General features: G+C 65.5%; 13 protein-coding genes. 8 read left to right on the top strand and 5 right to left on the bottom strand.

Annotated elements, in window-relative coordinates; all coding sequences use genetic code 11:
• Positions 1–12 precede the first annotated feature (12 nt).
• The 8 genes from MMSP_RS05255 to MMSP_RS05290 are packed head-to-tail and all read left to right on the top strand — an operon-like array spanning position 13 to position 8,749.
• Positions 13–1,215, top strand: a complete 1,203-nt coding sequence (locus tag MMSP_RS05255; protein ID WP_020785761.1) for a virulence factor Mce family protein — start codon at positions 13–15, stop codon at positions 1,213–1,215.
• Positions 1,215–2,267, top strand: coding sequence for an MCE family protein (locus tag MMSP_RS05260; protein ID WP_012396510.1), 1,053 nt, complete (start codon positions 1,215–1,217; stop codon positions 2,265–2,267). The genes MMSP_RS05255 and MMSP_RS05260 overlap by 1 nt, the downstream gene beginning before the upstream one ends.
• Positions 2,257–3,318 (top strand): virulence factor Mce family protein, encoded by a 1,062-nt coding sequence (locus tag MMSP_RS05265; protein ID WP_020785762.1) that lies wholly within the window; start codon positions 2,257–2,259, stop codon positions 3,316–3,318. Before MMSP_RS05260 ends, MMSP_RS05265 begins: the two co-directional genes overlap by 11 nt.
• Positions 3,315–4,727, top strand: coding sequence for a virulence factor Mce family protein (locus MMSP_RS05270; RefSeq protein WP_051153613.1), 1,413 nt, complete (start codon positions 3,315–3,317; stop codon positions 4,725–4,727). Before MMSP_RS05265 ends, MMSP_RS05270 begins: the two co-directional genes overlap by 4 nt.
• On the top strand, positions 4,622–5,800 hold the full coding sequence (locus tag MMSP_RS05275; protein WP_200861967.1) for a virulence factor Mce family protein: 1,179 nt from the start codon (positions 4,622–4,624) through the stop codon (positions 5,798–5,800). The genes MMSP_RS05270 and MMSP_RS05275 overlap by 106 nt, the downstream gene beginning before the upstream one ends.
• An 11-nt stretch (positions 5,801–5,811) precedes the next feature.
• The gene (locus MMSP_RS05280) at positions 5,812–7,494 is read left to right on the top strand and encodes a virulence factor Mce family protein (RefSeq protein WP_020785764.1); all 1,683 of its coding nucleotides are present in this window, start codon (positions 5,812–5,814) and stop codon (positions 7,492–7,494) included.
• 32 nt (positions 7,495–7,526) lie between these two features.
• The gene (locus tag MMSP_RS05285) at positions 7,527–8,249 is read left to right on the top strand and encodes a mammalian cell entry protein (RefSeq protein ID WP_200861937.1); all 723 of its coding nucleotides are present in this window, start codon (positions 7,527–7,529) and stop codon (positions 8,247–8,249) included.
• Positions 8,249–8,749: a hypothetical protein gene (locus MMSP_RS05290; protein WP_011741710.1), complete on the top strand. Its 501-nt coding sequence runs from the start codon at positions 8,249–8,251 to the stop codon at positions 8,747–8,749. Before MMSP_RS05285 ends, MMSP_RS05290 begins: the two co-directional genes overlap by 1 nt.
• A gap of 44 nt (positions 8,750–8,793) precedes the next feature.
• Here the strand turns inward: MMSP_RS05290 and MMSP_RS05295 are convergent, their stop codons facing one another.
• The 5 genes from MMSP_RS05295 to MMSP_RS05310 all read right to left on the bottom strand — a co-directional run bounded on the left by MMSP_RS05295 (position 8,794) and on the right by MMSP_RS05310 (position 14,530).
• Positions 8,794–9,369: a hypothetical protein gene (locus tag MMSP_RS05295; RefSeq protein WP_036427095.1), complete on the bottom strand. Its 576-nt coding sequence runs from the start codon at positions 9,367–9,369 to the stop codon at positions 8,794–8,796.
• A gap of 93 nt (positions 9,370–9,462) precedes the next feature.
• The gene (locus tag MMSP_RS05300) at positions 9,463–10,965 is read right to left on the bottom strand and encodes a trehalose-6-phosphate synthase (protein ID WP_015357346.1); all 1,503 of its coding nucleotides are present in this window, start codon (positions 10,963–10,965) and stop codon (positions 9,463–9,465) included.
• On the bottom strand, positions 10,966–11,130 hold the full coding sequence (locus MMSP_RS26655) for a hypothetical protein (RefSeq protein ID WP_011741708.1): 165 nt from the start codon (positions 11,128–11,130) through the stop codon (positions 10,966–10,968).
• A gap of 67 nt (positions 11,131–11,197) precedes the next feature.
• Positions 11,198–11,500 (bottom strand): PadR family transcriptional regulator, encoded by a 303-nt coding sequence (locus tag MMSP_RS05305; protein WP_015357345.1) that lies wholly within the window; start codon positions 11,498–11,500, stop codon positions 11,198–11,200.
• A 90-nt stretch (positions 11,501–11,590) separates the two neighbouring features.
• Positions 11,591–14,530 carry an RND family transporter gene (locus tag MMSP_RS05310; protein ID WP_020785767.1) on the bottom strand — a complete coding sequence of 980 codons (2,940 nt, stop codon included), beginning with the start codon at positions 14,528–14,530 and terminating at the stop codon, positions 11,591–11,593.
• Between the last annotated feature and the right edge of the window lie 98 nt (positions 14,531–14,628).

The raw sequence follows: 14,628 nt of genomic DNA on the forward strand, positions 1-14,628 counted from the left end.
CTCGATAGGGCTATGGCAGGCGGCGGATCGCGACGCACCTCCGCGCGGGTGGCGGCAGCGCTGCTGGCTAGCTTGTTGGTGGCGGGCATCGCCCTGACCTACCTGTCCTACACCTCGGCCTTCACTCCGACCGACACCGTGGTCGTCTCCTCGCCACGGGCCGGGCTGGTGATGGAGAAGGGCGCCAAGGTCAACTACCGCGGAATCCAGGTGGGCACGGTCGAGGACATCTACTACAGCGGCGATCAGGCGCGGCTGAAGCTGGCCATCCGAAGCGCCGAGATGCACTTCATCCCGTCGAACGCGACGGTCCACATCGCCGGAAACACCATTTTCGGCGCCAAGTCGGTGGAGTTCATCCCGCCCAAGACGCCGTCGCCGACCTCGCTGCACCCCAATGCGAAGGTGACGGCCTCCGAGGTTCAGCTCGAGGTCAACACCCTGTTCCAGTCGCTGATAGATCTGCTGCACAAGATCGACCCGGTCGAGTTGAACGGAACGCTCAGCGCGCTGTCGGAGGGGCTGCGTGGTCACGGCGACGACCTGGGCGCGCTGCTGTCCGGCCTGAATACGCTTACCCGCCAAGCCAATCCGAAATTGCCGACGCTGCAGGAGGACTTCCGCAAGGCGGCGATCGTGACCAACACCTACGCCGACGCGGCGCCCGACCTCGACACCGTGTTCGACAGCCTCCCGACGATCAACAAGACGGTCGTGGACAAGCAGAACGACCTGGACACCACGCTGCTGGCCACCATCGGTCTGGCCAACAACGATTACGAGACGCTGGCGCCGGCCGAGCAAGATTTCATCGCCGCCATCAACCGGTTGCGGGCCCCGGTGAAGGTGGCGCATGACTACTCGCCGGAATTCGGCTGCCTGTTCAAAGGCATCGGGCGCGGAATCAAGGAATTCGCCCCGTTGATCGGCGTCCGCAAGGCCGGCCTGTTCACCTCGTCGAGCTTCGTGTTGGGCTCGCCCTCCTACACCTACCCGGAGAGCCTGCCGATCGTGAACGCCTCGGGCGGTCCGAATTGCCGTGGCCTGCCCGATATTCCGACCAAGCAGACCGGCGGGTCGTTCTACCGGGCACCCTTTCTGGTCACCGACAACGCCAACATCCCCTACGAGCCGTTCACCGAGGTACAGGTCGACGCGCCCTCGACACTGCAATTCTTGTTCCACGGCACCTTTGCGGAACGGGACGACTTCTGATGGCGTCCGGGGGTATGCCGTCGCACCGGTCGATGGTGATCAAGGTCAGCGTTTTCGGGGTGGTCATGTTGGTGGTGGCCGCCGCTTTGGTCGTGGTATTCGGGGATTTTCGCTTTGGGCCCACCAACGTCTACCACGCGACGTTCACCAACGCGTCGCGCCTCAAGGCGGGCCAGAAGGTTCGAATCGCGGGGGTGCCGGTCGGTTCGGTCAAGGCCGTCGACCTCAACCCGGACAACACGATCGACGTGGCATTCGCGATCGACAGGGCGTACACGATGTACTCGTCGACGCGGGCGGTGATCCGATACGAAAACCTGGTTGGTGACCGGTATCTGGAGATCACCTCGGGGCCCGGCGAGCTGCGCAAGCTGCCCCCGGGCGGCACCATCAACGCCGAGCACACCCAACCCGCGCTGGATCTGGACGCATTGCTGGGCGGGTTGCGCCCGGTGCTCAAGGGCCTGGACGCCGACAAGGTCAACACCGTCACCGGCGCCGTCATCGAGTTGCTGCAGGGCCAGGGCGGGGCGCTGGCCAACGTGCTCGCCGATACCAGCGCCTTCTCGACCGCGCTGGCCCGACGTGACCAGCTCATCGGCGACACGATCACCAACCTCAACTCGGTGCTGGCCACCGTCGACCAGCGCAGCGCACAGTTTTCGGCCAGCGTCGACCAGCTGCAGCAGCTGATCACCGGGCTGGCCGAGAACAAGGACGTCATCGCGGGAGCCATCCCGCCGCTGGCATCGACGACGACGGACCTCACGGAGCTGCTGAAGAATTCGCGCCGGCCGTTGCAGGGGCTGTTGGAAAACGCGCGGCCGCTGGCCACCGAACTCGACAACCGCAAGGACGAGGTCAACAACGACGTCGAGCAGCTGGGCGAGGACTACCTGAGGTTGGCCGCCCTCGGCTCGTACGGGGCGTTCTTCAACATCTACTTCTGCACGGTGACAATCAAGATCAACGGTCCGGCCGGCAGTGACATCCTGATCCCGATGGGCGGCCAGCCCGATCCCAGCAAGGGGAGGTGCGCTTTTGCCAAGTAGCAAACACGACCGCGACCCGCTTCGCACCGGCATCTTCGGTGTGGTGCTGGTGATCTGCGTGGTGCTCATCGCATTCGGCTACAGCGGACTGCCGTTCCTGCCGCAGGGCAAGACCTACAACGCGTACTTCTCCGACGCCGGCGGCATCACTCCCGGAAACAACGTCTACGTTTCGGGCTTCAAGGTCGGCGCCGTCTCGGATGTGAGTCTGGCCGGGGACGCCGCCAAGATCACCTTCAGCGTGGACCGCAACGTCGTGGTCGGCGACCAGTCACTGGCCGCGATCCGCACCGACACCATCCTCGGCGAGCGCTCCGTTGCGGTGACCCCCGCGGGCAGCGGGAATGCCACCACGATCCCGTTGAGCCGCACCACCACCCCCTACACGCTCAATGGCGCCCTGCAGGATCTGGGCGGCAGCGCGAGCAACCTGGACAAGCCGCAGTTCGAGCACGCGCTGCAGGTGCTCACCGAGACGTTGCACGACGCCACCCCGCAGCTGCGCGGTGCACTTGATGGCGTGACCGCGCTGTCGCGCACCCTCAACACCCGCGATGGGGCGCTGCAAGGCCTGCTGGCGCATGCCAAGACGGTGACCGGGGTGTTGTCCGAACGTGCCGCGCAGGTCAACAAGTTGATCCAGGACGGCAACCAGCTGTTCGCGGCCCTGGATGAGCGACGTTCTGCGCTCGGCGCGCTGATCTCCGGGATCGACGACGTTTCGGTCCAGCTTTCCGGGTTTGTCAACGACAACCGCAAAGAGTTCGGGCCGGCACTGAGCAAGCTGAACCTGGTCGTGAGCAACCTCAACGAGCGTCGCGACTACATCACCGAGGCGCTCAAGCGGCTGCCCGCCTATGCGACCACGCTGGGCGAAGTGGTGGGCTCCGGCCCGGGCTTCAACGTCAACGTCTACAGCGTGCTGCCTGCACCGATGGTGGCCATGGTGTTCGACACCGTGTTCCAGCCGGGCAAGCTGCCGGATAGCTTTGCCGACTACCTGCGCGGGCTGATTCAGGAGCGCTGGATCATCAGGCCGAAGTCACCATGATGAAGCAACGTCTCAGTAGTCGGGGTATGCGGACGGTCACCATCGTCGCGCTGGTTGCGGCGTTGGTCGGCGGCCTCTACGTGCTGTTCTCCGGGGGCGAGAGCGGCCGGAAAGTCGTCGCGTACTTCACCTCCGCCGTTGGCATCTACCCCGCGGACGAGGTTCGCATCCTCGGTGTGCCGGTCGGGCGGATCGACTCGATCGAGCCGCGGCCGGCCGACGTCAAGATCACGATGTCGGTGTCCAACGACGTCAAGATTCCGCGGGATGCCCAGGCGCTGATCGTTTCGCCGAACTTGGTGGCGGCGCGGTTCATTCAGCTCACCCCGGTTTACACCGGCGGAGCGGTGCTGCCCGACGGAGCGAGCATCGATCTGTCCCGCACCGCGATCCCGGTCGAATGGGACGAAGTCAAGGAATCGCTGACCCAACTGGCTGTCCAGCTCAGTCCGGCGGCCGGCGAACTTCAGGGCCCGCTGGGAGCCGCGATCAACCAGGCCGCAGACACCCTCAACGGCAACGGCGACTCGTTCCACAACGCGTTGCGGGAACTGTCGCAAGTGGCTGGACGCCTTGGTGATTCGCGCAACGACATCTTCAGCACGGTCAAGAATCTGCAGGTGCTGGTCGACGCGCTCTCGCAGAGCAACGAACAGATTGTGCAGTTCGCCGGCCATGTGGCCTCGGTGTCGCAGGTCCTCGCCGATAGCTCGCGCAACCTCGACAACACCTTGGGCACGCTCAACCAGGCGCTTTCGGACATCAAAGGCTTCCTGCGCGAAAACAACTCGACGCTGATCGAAACGGTCAACCAGCTCGGCGACCTCACCCAGACCCTCAGTGACCAGAGCGACAACATCGAGCAGGTGTTGCACGTGGCCGGTCCCGGTATCACCAACTTCTACAACATCTATGACCCCGCACAGGGCACCCTCAACGGGTTGCTTTCCATACCCAACTTCGCCAACCCGGTTCAGTTCATCTGCGGTGGTTCCTTTGACACCGCGGCCGGGAAATCGGCGCCCGACTACTACCGGCGCGCCGAACTATGCCGGGAGCGGCTGGGTCCGGTGTTGCGCCGGCTCACGGCCAACTACCCGCCGTTCCTGTTCCACCCGCTCAACACCATCACCGCCTACAAAGGCCAGATCATCTATGACACCCCGGCCACTCAGGCCAAAGCCGAGACGCCGGTTCCGGAGCTGACCTGGATCCCGGCTCACCCCGCACCGCAACCCGCGCCGGGAAACACCACCGATCTGCAGAGTCTGTTTGTTCCCCAGGCCCCCGGGCCCACGCCCGGATCTCCGCCGGGTTACGGTCCCGCGCCCGGGCCCGAATCTGGATACGCAGCAGCGTGTTTGTGGCGTTCAGTGCGCTGCTGGCTGGCTGTCAGTACGGCGGGCTGAATTCCCTGCCGATGCCCGGCACCGCCGGCCACGGTGGCGGTGCGTATTCGGTCACGGTGGAAATGCCGGACGTGGCGACGCTTCCGCAGAACTCACCGGTGATGGTCGACGAGGTCACCGTCGGCAGTGTCTCCGGCATCAATGCGGTGCAGCGACCCGACGGATCCTTCTATGCCGCGGTCAAATTGGCCTTGGACAAGAACGTGGTGCTGCCGGCCAACGCGACCGCGAAGGTCTCTCAGACGTCCCTGCTGGGGTCACTGCACATCGAACTGGCCGCACCGACCGACAAACCCGCCGAAGGCAGGCTCGCCGACGGGTCAAGGATCCCGGAATCGCACACCGGTCGATCTCCCACCACCGAGGAGGTCTTCTCGGCGCTGGGCGTGGTGGTGAACAAGGGCAATGTCGGCGCGCTAGAAGACATCACCGATGAGGTCTACCAGGCGGTCGCGGGCCGGCAAGGGCAGTTCGTCGACCTCGTGCCCAGGCTCGCGGAACTGACGGCGGGCCTCAACAAGCAAGTCGACGACATCATCGGTGCGGTGGACGGGCTCAACCGATTCTCCGCAATCCTGGCCAGGGACAAGGACAATCTAGGCCGCGCGCTGGACACCTTGCCCGACGCGCTTCGGGTGCTCAACAAGAATCGCGGCAACATCGTCGAGGCGTTCTCCTCGCTGAAGAGACTTGCCATGGTCACCTCGAAAGTGCTGTCCAAGACCAAGGTGGATTTCGCCGAAGACCTCAAGGGCCTGTACTCGGTTGTCAAGGCGCTCAACGACAACCGCAAGGACTTTGTCTCCTCATTGCAGCTGTTGCTGACGTTCCCGTTCCCCAACTTCGGGATCAAGCAGGCGGTGCGCGGCGACTACCTCAACGTGTTCACCACCTTTGACCTGACTTTGCGCCGGATCGGTGAAACGTTCTTCACCACCGCCTACTTCGACCCGAACATGGCGCACATGGACGAGATCGTGAACCCGCCCAACTTCTTGCTCGGCGAAATGGCCAACCTGTCCGGACAGGCGGCCGACCCGTTCAAGATTCCAGCCGGCACGGCGTCACAGTAGGGGCCGAGACGATGATCGACAAGCTCACCAAGATCCAGCTGTCCATCTTTGCGATCATCACGGTCCTCACCTTGACGGTGATGGGCATCTTCTACTTGCGGCTGCCCGCCACGTTCGGCATTGGTACCTATGAGGTGAGCGCCGACTTCGTCGCGGGCGGGGGCCTGTACAAGAACGCCAACGTCACCTACCGGGGTGTCGCGGTCGGGCGGGTGGAATCGGTTGGCCTGAACCCCAACGGGGTGACCGCGCAGATGCGGCTCAACAGTGGCACCGCCATCCCGTCCAACGTCACAGCCACCGTGAAGAGTGTGTCGGCGATCGGTGAGCAGTACATCGATCTGGTTCCGCCCGACGATCCGTCGGCGGGCAGGCTGCACGACGGATCCCGGATCGAGCGCAACAACACCCGGATCGGCCAGGACGTCGCCGACCTGCTGCACCAAGCCGAGACGCTGGTCAACAGCCTCGGTGATACCCGGCTGCGCGAGGTGCTCCACGAGGCCTTCGTGGCCACCAACGGCTCGGGGCCGGAGCTGGCTCGGCTGGTGGAGTCGGCACGATTGCTGGTCGACGAGGCGAACGCCGACTACCCGCAGGTCTCGCAGTTGATCGACCAGGCCGGGCCGTTCCTGCAAGCGCAGGTGCGAGCCGGTGGCGACATCAAATCGTTGGCCGACGGGTTGGCCCGGTTCACCGCGGAACTGCGCCAGGCCGATCCGGGGCTTCGCAATACGTTGGCCACCGCACCGGATGCCATCGATGAGGCCAACACCGCGTTTTCCGGTATCCGTCCGTCCTTTCCGGCGCTGGCGGCAAACCTGGCCAACCTGGGCAGGGTCGGGGTGATCTATAACAAGTCAATCGAGCAGCTGTTGGTGGTCTTTCCGGCCTTGTTCGCCGCGATCACCACCGCCGCCGGCGGTGTGCCGCAGGACGAGGGTGCCAAGCTGGACTTCAAGGTCGACCTGAACGACCCGCCGCCATGCAACGTGGGATTTCTGCCGCCGCCCTTGATTCGGTCACCCGCCGACGAGACGTTGCGTGAACTTCCGCCGGACATGTACTGCAAGGTCGCGCAGAACGACGCCACCACGGTGCGCGGTGCGCGTAACTACCCCTGCCAGGAGTTCCCCGGCAAGCGGGCGCCCACCATTCAGCTGTGTCGTGACCCGAAGGGGTACGTCCCGGTTGGGCGCAACCCCTGGCGCGGTCCGCCGGTGCCCTACGACACGCCGGTCACCGATGGGCTCAACGTTCTGCCCCCCAACAAGTTTCCCTACATTCCGCCGGACTCGGATCCGGATCCGGGCACTCCGATTGTGGGGCCGCCACCGCCCGGTGTGATCCCTGGTCCGCCACCGGCGCCCAACCAGCCGGCCCAGCACGCTCCACCACCCAACGACAACGGGCCGCCGCCGCCGTTCACGTCGTGGATGCCGCCGGACTACCCGCCGCAGGCGCCGCAGATTCCCTACCCCAAGACGCTGCCGCCGCCGCCACCGCCGGTGGGCGTCGGCCCCGAACCCGGGCCGCAGCCACAAGCCAGCGGCCCGGCCTACACCACCTATGACCCGCTCACCGGTGTATTCAAGGACCCGGCCGGTGGCACTGGTATCTTCGTGGGTGGCATCAGCGGAGCGTCCAGCGCGGAGAATTGGGTGGATCTCATGCTTGCTCCAAGGACCATGTAAGCGCTGATGCGGGGGCCTATGTGGTGGAAGTAGTGGAATCGGCAGACGCGGATAAGCAGACGCCGACGCAGCGGGTGCGTCGGCGGGCGTCTCGTGCCGCGGGGCCCGCGAAAAGCGAGTCCGGCGAATCGGATGCGGGTGAAACCACCGTCGGGGTTACCGCCGCACCGAGCACTGCCAAGCGGCCGGCCAAGCCGGCCAGGTCGCTGACGGCGGTTCGGCCGCCGCCACGGCGTCCGGCCCACCGCAAGCTGGTCGGATGGCTGTCTGCGGCGGCCGGGCTGGTCCTGGCCGCCGCGCTGGGCACCGGCGTGGCCGTCCTGATGGTGGGGCACCGCGACGCCGAAGCCGTACAGGCCCGCCAGCAACGCTTCGTCGATACCGCCACCCAGACGGTGGTCAACATGTTCAGCTACACGCCCGACACCATCGACCAGGCCGTCAACCGGTTCGTCGACGGCACCAGCGGGCCGCTGCGCGGCGTGCTGAGCGCGAACAACAACGTCGAGAACCTCAAGGGTCTGTTTCGCGCCACCAACGCCACCTCGGAGGCGGTCATCAACGGTGCCGCGCTCGAAGACATCGACTCCGTTACCGACAACGCGTCGGTGCTGGTCTCGGTCCGGGTCACGGTCGCCGACATCGATGGGGTCAACAAGCCCTCCATGCCCTACCGGTTGCGGGTCATCGTGCATGAGGACGACACCGGGCGGATGACCGGCTACGACCTGAAGTATCCGGACGGGGGCAACTGATGCGATTGCGGCGGTGGCAGCGGTGGGTGATCACTGTCGCGGCAAGCATGCTGGCTGTCGTCATCGTGGGGTTGGCCGCCCTCGGCGGTTGGTTCTATTGGGACCGAGTGGAGGCGCGCGGGGAGGCCGCGGCGCGCGCGGTGCTGCCCGGGCTGGCCGCCAAAGATATACCCCTGGTCTTCGGATACGACTACCAAACTGTCGAGCGCAGCCTCAATGCCGCCTATCCGTTGCTGACCCCGGCCTATCGCGAGGAATTCGAGAAGAGCGCCAACGCGCAGATCATCCCCGAGGCCAAGAAACGCGAAGTGGTGGTCCAGGCCAATGTCGTCGGCGTCGGAGTCATGGCGGCCAAACGGAATTCCGCGTCGGTGATGGTCTACCTGAACCGCACGGTGACCGACAAATCGCGCCAGCCGCTCTACGACGGCAGCCGACTTCGGGTGGACTACAAGCGCATCGGTGGAAAGTGGCTGATCGCGTACATCACGCCGATCTGAGTTTCCCGCTCACCCGCAGTGTCCTTGGTGCCCTCGGCGCAGTGTCAGTAGCACATCGCAATGTCGTTGCAGTACAACGGGTAACGCTCGATCGGGCTGGGCGGAGGCCCGACCATCTGCAGGGAGAACGGCTCCTTTTTCATGTCCGGCTGCATGCCGCAGACGGCATCGTGCAGTGTTGTATGCGTACCGCTCATCGTTTCATCGCTGAACGCATAGGTGTCGGTGGACGGTGCCGTGCCGCCGCCCGGACACACGACGCCGTCCTGTTTGGTGACGGTGAAGGTCCACAGCACGCTGGATAGCCGAGCTCTGCCGCTGAAGTTCTGCAGCTTTTCCGCCCGGGTTATCGGTGCGTTCGGTGTCGCGCTCACGACGTTGAGGGCACAGTTGAAGGCCCATACCACCGGGTCGGAGTAGTCGTTCATGTTGCGAGTGCCCGACGGCTGATCGCACAGCGCGGTGATTGTCCAGGTCACCCCCGACACCCCGGCCTCATTGAGGGTGTACGCGCCGTCCGGTGGGGGCCCCAGCGCGTGTGCCGGGCTTTCCGATTCCAGTGTCAGCCCCAGCGCGACGGCCGAAACAATGCCAGCGCCGACGGCCAGGCCATGGCGGATCTTCGCGCCGAACCTCCCTTGAACGCCTTGCACGCCTTCTCGAGTATCACAGCGTTTCGGCCCGAAAACCATGGCTTTGGCGGCCGGGTTGGTCTAGTCGGCGGCGTCGGCCGAATCGTTGGGGCGCGAGTCGGCCAATGCGTCCAGGAAGGATCGGGCCCAGCGGTCCACGTCGTGAGCAAGTACCTGCCGTCGCATCGACCGCATCCGGCGCCGCCCCGCTTCCTCGGTCTGGTTGAGCGCCTCTTCGATCCCGTCCTTGACGCCTTCCAGGTCGTGCGGGTTGACCAGATAGGCGTGCCGGAGTTCGGCGGCGGCACCGGTGAATTCACTGAGCACCAGGGCGCCACCCAGATCGCTGCGGCAGGCCACGTACTCCTTGGCCACCAGGTTCATCCCGTCGCGCAGCGGGGTGACCAGCATGACGTCGCTGGTCACGAAGAAGGCGATGAGTTCGTTGCGCGGAACGGGCCGGTGTAGATAGTGCACCACCGGATGGCCAACCTCGGCGTACTCGCCGTTGATGTGGCCGACTTGGCGCTCGATGTCGTTGCGCAGGGTCTGGTAGCTCTCCACCCGTTCCCGGCTTGGTGTCGCCAACTGCACCAAGACGGTGTCGTCCCGCTTGACGCGGCCCTCGGCGAGCAGCTCGGAGAAGGCTTTGAGGCGGACATCGATGCCCTTGGTGTAGTCGAGCCGGTCGACACCAAGCAGGATCTTGCGGGGATTGCCCAGTTCGGCGCGAATCTCGCGGGATCGGCGCCTGATGTTACGGTCGCGGGCCGTCTGGTCGAGCGCGCCGGAGTCGATGGAGATGGGAAAGGCGCCGACGCGAATGGTGCGCGATCCCAATATCACCTCGCCGAACCGCGACCGCACCCCAACCGTCCCGCGCGAGGTGTCGGCTCCGACCAGTCTGCGCGACAGGATCAGGAAGTTCTGGGCACCGCCGGGCAGGTGGAAGCCGACCAAATCGGCGCCCAGCAGGCCCTGGATGATTTCGGTGCGCCAGGGGAGCTGCATAAACAGCTCCACCGGCGGGAAGGGGATGTGCAGGAAGAAGCCGATGGTCAGATCCGGGCGCATGGCACGCAACATCTTGGGGACCAACTGCAGCTGGTAGTCCTGCAGCCAGACTGTCCCCCCGCGCGCGGCGGCCCGGGCGGTGGCCTCGGCGAACCGGCGATTGACGTCGACGTAGCGATCCCACCATTCGCGGTGATAGATCGGCCGGACGATGACGTCGTGATAGAGCGGCCACAGGGTGGCGTTGGAAAAACCCTCGTAGTACTGGGCGACGTCGTCAGCGCTGAGCCGTACCGGCTGAAGCTGCAATTCGTCTTGGACGATCGGCTCGTCCTGCACGTCCACGTCGTTTTCGACGACACCCGCCCAGCCGACCCAGGCCCCCCGCCGCCGGCGCAACAGCGGCTCGAGGGCCGTGACCAGCCCGCCGGGGCTGCGCTTCCAGGCGATGGTGCCGTCGGGAAGCCGCTCCTGATCGACGGGCAGGCGGTTGGCGACAACTACAAAGTCTGAGTCCCCGAAGACCTCCGTGCTTGCAGGTTCCGCGGACTGGCGTCCCCCGGGACCCATTTAGTTCTCGGGCTTCGCCGGTCCAATACCGAGCATGGATAGGAAAACGCGGCATTCGTCGGCATCGTTTGCGTAGGCCGCGACGACACGCCTGGCCTGGTTGGCGGTGCTGTCGGCGAGTGGCTCCACGTCGCCGATATCGCCATGATCAGTTTTTGTAGGCATCACACAACTGTAGGCCACACCCGTATTGCGTTGCAGCGATCGCCCTGGTTGGCGCGCTCAGCTCGGCTTAGAGGTCGCTGCCCAAGACCTCGCGAGCCAGCTCCCGCAGGGCCCGGCGATCCTCGGTCAGCGCCGCCCGTCCGGCGGGGGTGGCCCGGTAGACGCGACGCGTGCGGCCGTCGACAACCCGCTGCTCAGACAGCAGCAGACCGTCGGCCTCCAACCGATGCAGGGTCGGGTACAAGGTGCCGGGGCTGACCTTGTAGCCGTGCCGGCTCAGCTCCTCGGTCAGCCAGGCGCCGTGAACCTCATCGTCGGCGGCGTGATGCAGGATGTGCAATCGCACCGCCGCCCGCTGGAATTCCCGCACTCACACCACCTCCACGTGGTGACGAAACCGATATCGGATTGCGATTCTAGGCTCATGACGCGGTGGCCGAGGGCCGGGCCGGATCTCCCGCTAGCCCGATGCGGTTCTGCGGAGGTACCGAACCGACGCCCCCAGCACCGAAGTGGACAGCCAGCGTCGCGCCGAGGCGATGCGCTTGCGCAACCAAGGTCCCCAGCGGCGAGGGCCCGCCAACGAAGCGCGCAGGAACGGCGGCGGCGACCACCAGAACCACCGACCCAATAGGCCCATAATCGCGGGCACCGCGAAGATGCGCACCACCAGCGTGTCGACGATGAGCCCGGCCCCGATGGTGGTGCCGACTTGCTCGATGCTGAGCACGTCGCTGGACGCCATGGCAAACATCGTGATCGCAAAGACGATGCCCGCGGTGGTGACTACCCCGCCGGCGCCACCGAAGGCACGGATCGTTGCCGTGCGAAGACCGACCCCGCGGTCCGGGTGGGCGAGTACCTCCTCGCGCACCCGCACCGTGAGCAGCAGGTTGTAGTCGGCGCCCACCGCCACCAACGAAATGAAGGCCATGGACTGCACCGCCCAGTGCAGGTCCTTGCCCAGCAGGTCGTGCCAGATGAACGTGCTGATGCCCAGCGCCGACAGATACGAGACGATCACCGCACCGATAACCACCGCCGCCGCCACCGGGCTGCGCAGCATCAACAGCACGATCAGAAACACCAATGCCAGCGCTGCCGCGGCAAGCAAGACAAAGTCGTGGTGGACGTACCCGCGCAACTCGGCGGTCGCGGTGCCGAAGCCGGCGATGTTCACAGTGCTTCCGGCCAGCACGCCCTCCTTGGTAGCGGCCTTGACGGCGGCGACGATCTGCGGAGACCGGTTGGCGCCATCCCCGCCGAAGACCGCGCCGTCGCCGAACACCAGCAGCCGAGTCACGTGTCCGTCGGGGGAGAAGTACAGGTTGGCCGCTCGCTGGAAGCGCGGGTCATTCCAGGCCTGCTGGGGCAGGTAGAAGGTGCCCTCGGCGCTGCCCTGAAAGCCTTGGCGCAGGCCCCGCAGATAATCAATGATGTCCGAAATCGCGGTGTGCGCATCGTGCACGGCGTCGGCGAGTTGTGCGGTCGTCGCGCTGAGCTGTGCCATGTCGGCGCCCATGATGGCCAGGGACTGATCGGCGGTGGTCAGGGACTTGGCCGTGTCGGACATTCCCGCGCCCAGCTGTGATGTTCCTTTGGCAAGCGAATTCATTTCCACCACAATGGAATCAGCCGGATCGATCACCTTGAGTACCAATGCGCACACCGGGTCGCTCGGGCAATTGGCAACGCTGTTGGTGTAGTCGCGCAGCGGGTTCAGGTATCCCGAGACCTGCGCCGCGGTGTCGTGCAGTTGAACCAATCCGGAGTCCATGGCGTCGATGCCGGAGTTGACCCGGCCGAGCCCGTTCGCACTGCCGGAAAGCTGTTCCTGCAGACGTGATATCGCCGCAGAGAACCGCGATAGCGTCGGCGCAATCACATTGATCGAGGAGAAGCGGTGATCCAGCTGGGCGATGCGCTGATCGAGCCGGTCGCCGATGGCGCCTGCCTGGTTGGCCAGCGTCGCTTCGTCGGGCACCGAACCTGCTGGGCGGCAGGCGGACTGCACCATCCGGATGCCGGGAATCGTCATCAGCTGGCGGGTCACTCGCTCGATCGCGATCACGCCGGTGGGATTGCGCAGATCGTGGTCGGTCTCGATGGATACGGTCTCCGGAAGTAGTTGGTTCGGCGGGAAGTGCCGGTCGGTGGCCTGGTAGCCCCGGTTGGCCAGGGTGGAGTCCGGTTCTGCGGCGGGCTCGTTGAAACCGAAGGTCAACCCGGTGATGGGCAGCGTGCAGATCAGCAGAACGAGAGCCGCGGCCACCAGAACGAGGCCTGGCCAGCGTGCCACCATGGTGCCGATACGCCGCCAGCGTCGATGGATCGGCCGGTTCACCGTCCTCGGCTGCGCCAGTCCACGGCGTCCCGCGAGGTCCAGCAAGGCCGGTAGCAGGGTAAGCGAGGCGAGCATCCCGATGAGAACGCCTACCGCGCAGGGCAGTCCGGCGCTGCGCAGCAACCCGACATCGGCGAAGGTCAGACACGACAGGGCGGCGGCGAGGGTGAGCGCGGAGGCCAGGACTACCGGCATCACGTTGCGATTGGCGGCCAGCAGCGCTTGTTCGTGCTCGACGCCGTCGCGGCGCGCCTCGTGATAGCGCCCGAGCAAGAAGATCGCGTAGTCGGTAGCTCCGCCGAGCACCATGGCACCCAGCAACGCGACCGAGAAGACGGAAACCTCGAGAAGATTGTGCTGGCCGAGTAGTGAAACGATCGAACGGCCGACCGCCAGGCCGAGTCCCACTGCCACCAGCGGAATCGTGGCGGTAATCACGGATCGGTACACCGCGAGCAGCAGTAGGGCGATGAGAACCACGGTCACACCGGTCAGTAGCAGCATCTGCCGATCGATCTCGCCGAATTCGTCGGCGACGGTGGCGCCTGGGCCGGTGACGTAAGCCCGCAAACCCGGTGGGGTGGGCTGGTCGGCCACGGTCCGCCGCACCGCGTCCAGCGCCGCGTTCGCCTGCGCCGCACCGAGATCCCCGGCCAGTCGCAGCATCGTGTATTCGGCCTCGCCGTCGGTGCTGACGGCCGCCTTGGCGGTATAAGGGTCCGACCATAGGTCCATGGCCGACACCAGACTCGTGGGATCGGAGCGCAGTTTGGCCAACAACTTGTCGTAGAAAGCGCGCTCTGCCGGCCCGAGCCGGTGATCGCTCTCCAGCACGAGATAGTTGATGTTGCCGGCGTTGCCGTCGCGGAACTGCTCGCCCATCCTGGCGCCCGCGACCGATACCGGCGCGTCGGCGGGAAGGAACCCGCGGCCGTGGGAACGGGCCGTGCTTTCGGCCTGCGGGATCAACAGGTTGCCCACGGTGGCGCCGACGATCCAGAGCCCCACAATAAGCACGGCGTATCGGCTGGTGATTTTGGTAAAGCGATCCCACACGGGATGTGAAAGTACCGGAATTCAACGCGCGCACCCTTGTGAGCTGTACCACTAGGGGGTATTTAGTTTGACTCCGTGCCACCGCGATCGACCGTCGG

The sequence above is a fragment of the Mycobacterium sp. 012931 genome (assembly GCF_000419295.1).
In the GTDB taxonomy this organism is placed as follows: Bacteria; Actinomycetota; Actinomycetes; order Mycobacteriales; family Mycobacteriaceae; genus Mycobacterium; species Mycobacterium marinum.

Coding starts and splice junctions, on each gene's coding strand:
- MMSP_RS05255 (WP_020785761.1), top strand. CDS start 13: ATGGCAGGCGGCGGATCGCGACGCACCTCCGCGCGGGTGGCGGCAGCG.
- MMSP_RS05260 (WP_012396510.1), top strand. CDS start 1,215: ATGGCGTCCGGGGGTATGCCGTCGCACCGGTCGATGGTGATCAAGGTC.
- MMSP_RS05270 (WP_051153613.1), top strand. CDS start 3,315: ATGATGAAGCAACGTCTCAGTAGTCGGGGTATGCGGACGGTCACCATC.
- MMSP_RS05280 (WP_020785764.1), top strand. CDS start 5,812: ATGATCGACAAGCTCACCAAGATCCAGCTGTCCATCTTTGCGATCATC.
- MMSP_RS05290 (WP_011741710.1), top strand. CDS start 8,249: ATGCGATTGCGGCGGTGGCAGCGGTGGGTGATCACTGTCGCGGCAAGC.
- MMSP_RS05300 (WP_015357346.1), bottom strand. CDS start 10,965: ATGGGTCCCGGGGGACGCCAGTCCGCGGAACCTGCAAGCACGGAGGTC.
- MMSP_RS26655 (WP_011741708.1), bottom strand. CDS start 11,130: ATGCCTACAAAAACTGATCATGGCGATATCGGCGACGTGGAGCCACTC.